At 70.1% G+C, this 4,388-nt stretch carries 1 protein-coding gene; it reads right to left on the bottom strand.

Features of this window, described 5'->3' with window-relative positions:
• On the bottom strand, positions 1-4,278 hold a 4,278-nt coding region (locus ACLQ28_RS34335), incomplete at its 3' end, for a type I polyketide synthase (protein ID WP_425690416.1).
• Positions 4,279-4,388: the final 110 nt, after the last annotated feature.

The following is a 4,388-nucleotide window of genomic DNA, read 5'->3' as shown; positions in this document are numbered from 1 at the left end:
CTCAGGCCGATCGAGCAGGAACGACCGCAACCGCTCCGCCTGCCCCCGCACCGCCAACTCGCTCCTACCCGAGAGCACGACCGGCACGGCACCGAGCGGACGCCCGGCCGCCTCGGACTCGACCGGCGCCTCGGACTCGATCGGCGCTTCTTCGAGGATGACGTGGGCGTTGGTGCCACTGACGCCGAACGACGACACACCGGCACGGCGCAACCGCTCGCCATTGCTGTGCCACTGCTCGGCCCGGGTCAGGAGGGTCACCTGCTCGCCGTCCCAGTCCACATGCGGCGACGGGGCGTCGACGTGCAGAGTGGCCGGCAGCATCCCATGCCGCATCGCCAACACCATCTTGATCACACCAGCCACACCAGCCGCCGCCGAAGCATGACCGATGTTCGACTTCACCGACCCCAACCGCAGCGGACCGTTCTCCCGCTCGCGACCGTAGGTGGCCAACAACGCCTGGGCCTCGATCGGATCACCCAACCGGGTCCCCGTCCCATGCCCCTCCACCACATCCACATCCGCCGGACTCAACCCGGCACTAGCCAACGCCTGACGGATGAGTCGCTCCTGGGACGGCCCGTTCGGCGCGGTCAACCCGTTGCTCGCACCGTCGGAGTTGATCGCGCTGCCGCGCAGCAAACCGAGCACTCGGTGGCCGTTACGGCGTGCGTCCGACAACCGCTCCAGCACGATGAGTCCGAGCCCGTCGGAGAATCCGGTCCCGTCCGCTGCCGCCGCGTACGGCTTGCACCGGCCGTCCGCGGCCAGTCCGCGCTGCCGGCTGAACTCGACCAGCAGGAACGGGGCCGCCATCACTGTCACGCCGCCGGCCAGGGCCATCGAGCACTCGCCGGCGCGTAGCGCCTGTGCGGCCAAGTGCAGCGCCACCAGCGACGACGAACACGCCGTGTCCACCGACACCGCCGGCCCTTCCAGGCCGAGCGTGTAGGCGACCCGGCCCGAGACAACACTGTTGGTGGTGCCGGTCAGCCGGAATCCTTCGGATTCCGGCCGGGCCGGGCCGCCGTAGTCCTCCGAGGACATGACGCCGCAGAACACACCGGTGTCGCTGCCACGCAACGACGTCGGATCAATACCAGCGTCCTCGAACGCCTCCCACGCACCCTCCAACAACAACCGCTGCTGCGGATCCATCGCCAACGCCTCACGCGGACTGATCCCGAAAAACCCCGCATCGAAATCACCCGCACCACGCAAAAACCCACCACCACGCGCATACACCGACCCGACACGCTCCGGATCCGGGTCATACAACCGCTCCAAATCCCACCCACGGTCATCGGGGAGGCCGACAATCGCATCACGCCCCTCCACCAACAACCGCCAAAACTCCTCCGGAGAATCCAACCCACCCGGATACCGACAACTCATCCCCACAATCGCCAACGGCTCATCAGCAGCCAGCCGCCGAGGCCGGGGCGCGACGGGACGACCACTGCCCGGCTCGGCTCCGTCGAGCAGGGTGATCAGCAGCCGGGCCACCGCAGCGGGTGTCGGATGGTTGAAGACCAGAGTGGAGGGCACCGGCAGACCGGTGGTCTGGGCCAACCGGTTTCGTAGCTCGACCGCCGCCAGGGAGTCGAACCCGAGCTCCTTGAACGCCCGAGTCGGATCGATCGCGGCGGGCGAGGTGTGGCCGAGGACCACCGCGGTCTCGGCCTGGACGAGCCCGACAACGACAGGCTCCCGGTCAGAGTCGGGTACCCCGTCCAGCCGCTGCGCCAACGTGCCGCCCAGGGCCACGGTGGGGCGTACGGGTGCCGGAACCAGCCCGCGCAGCAGCGCCGGCAGCACCCCGGTACGTGCCTGCGTGCGCAGCGCGGCGAGGTCGAGCCGTACCGGCACCAGCACCGCCCGGTCCCACCGCTGTGCCTCGTCGAACAGGTCGAGCCCGAGCGCTGTGGGCATCGGCTGGATTCCCGTCCGCGCCCAGCGGGCGGTGCCGGCCTCGTCCAGGACACCGGCCATCCCGGTGGCGTCAGCCCACAGGCCCCAGGCCAGTGACATCGCCGGGAGACCTGCCGCTCGCCGGTTCGCCGCCAGGGCATCCAGGAACGCATTCGCCGCCGCGTAGTTGCCCTGACCCGGGCTATCGACCAACGCCGCCACCGAGGAGAAGAGCACGAACGCCGCCAGTGGCATCTGCGCGGTCAGCTCGTTCAGGTGCAGTGCGCCGGCCAGCTTCGGACGCATCACCCGGGCCAGTTGCTCCGGTGTGAGCGACTCCACCACCGCGTCGTCGAGCACCCCGGCGGCGTGCACGACCGCGGTGAGCGGACGCTCCAGCCCTCCGAACAGCCCCACAAGCTGCGTACGGTCCGTCACGTCGACCGAGACGATCCGCGTCTCGCAGCCGAATGCGGCAAGCTCGGCGATGAGTTCGTCGGCTCCCGCCCAGGCCGGACCACGCCGGCTGACCAACAGCAGCCGGCGCGCGCCACGGGCCTGGACGAGGTGCCGCGCCACGGCCGTTCCGAGAGCACCGGTCCCGCCGGTGATCAGCACGATCCCGTCCGGGTCGAGGTGTGGCACTGACACCTGCGGTGCGCCGACGGGGGCGAGGCGCGGCGCGAACAACCGGCCCCCGCGTACGGCCAGTTGGGGCTCGTCCACCCCGACCAGCGGCGTCCACTCCAGCGCAGCACAATCGGCGTCGACATCCATCAGGACGAACCGGTCCGGGTGCTCCGACTGAGCACTGCGCACCAGACCCCAGACCGGTGCCTGCGCCAGATCGGCCGCCTCTGCACCCACCGCGATCGCGGCGCGGGTCACCAGCACCAGCTGGGTGTCGGTCAGGCGCTCGCTCGCCAGCCAACGCTGGAGCAGCGCCAGCGTCTGCTCGGTCGTCGCCTGGGCGGCCTGCGCGACGTCACCGGCCGCGTCGAAAGACCCGACAGAGGTGAGAACGGCTGTCGGCACCGGGGCACCATCGGCCAGCGCCTGCTCGAGCGCGTCCAGATCCCGATAGCGTTCACCCTGGCCGTCGAGGTCGCCGAGGAGCACGAACCGCGCCGGTCCGGCGCCGTGCTTGACCGGCACCGGCACCCAGTCGATCTGGAGCAACGAACGTCGCTGCCCGCCCTGCGTGCCCTCGATCCACTCCTGGTCGACCGGACGGAAAGCGAGGCTTGCCACGCTTGCCACCGGCTCGCCGTCTTCGGTGACCAGGTCGACCTGGAGCGCACCACCGTCGGTAGGTCCGATCCGGGCCCAGATCCGATTGTGTCCGCCGGATCCGAGGCGTACGCCGGACCACGATGACGGCAGCTCCGCCAGGGAGTTCGCTGGCCTGTCCAGCAGGCCGCCGTGCACCGCCGACTCCAGCAGCGCCGGATGGATCCCGAACCCGTCGACGTCGGTGCCGTCGGGGAGCGCCACCTCCGTGTACAGGTGGGTGTCGTCGTGCCACGCTGCTCGCAGCCCCTGGAACAGCGGCCCGTAATCGTGGCCGACCTCCGCCAACCGCTTGTAGAACGTGTCGACGGCGACCGGCTCCGCGCCGGCCGGTGGCCACTCGGTGAGCCACTCCACGAATGGCTGGGCCTCCGGTGCGAGCACCCCCCGCGCGTGGCAGATCACCGTCGACTGCTCGTCTCCGTCGCGCGTCTGCGGGCGGGCGTAGACGGCCACCGCACGGTGACCGTACTGATCCGGCTCGGCCAGGGTGATCTGGAGTTCGGTGACCGATTCCTCGTCGAGGATCAGTGGTACGTCGAGCGTGAGTTCCTCGAGGGCCGGACTGCCCGCGTGCCGGCCGGCGGCGAGGGCGAGTTCGACGAGCGCGGCACCTGGTACCACGGCCATGCCGAGCACCGCGTGGTCGCGTACCCAGGGTGCGGTGTCCGGGGAGATCCGACCGGTGAACAGCCACTCGTCCCGGTCACCGATCCGGACCGCCGCACGCAGGAACGGGTGGTCGACACGTCCGAGCCCTGCGGCGGCCGGATCGCCCGTCACCGTCGCCCGCCCCAACGGGAAACGCTGGCGTTGGAAGGCGTAGGTGGGTAGATCAACCCGTCGGGCATGGGTGTCGGTGTAGAAAGCCGGCCAGTCGACGCTCGTCCCGGCAGTGTGGGCCTGAGCCAGGAAACCAGCGAAGGTGTCCGGCTCCGGATGCCGGGCCCGCAACACGGACGCGAACACCGCGCCCTCGCCATCGCCGTCGCCGTCGTCGTTGTTGTGGTCGAGGCATTGGCGGGTCAACGCGGTCAACACCGCATCCGGACCCACCTCAAACCACCGACGCACCCCCCGCTCGTGCAAGGCATTCACACCATCGGCGAACCGGACCGGCTGACGCACATGCGTCACCCAATACTCCGGATCAGTCACCTCCGTACCAACGACCTGACCAGTCA

It is taken from the genome of Micromonospora sp. DT201 (genome assembly GCF_049841575.1).
GTDB lineage: Bacteria > Actinomycetota > Actinomycetes > Mycobacteriales > Micromonosporaceae > Micromonospora.
Note: the sequence above shows the minus strand (reverse complement) of the source record. Positions and strands in the feature narration are given on the sequence as shown.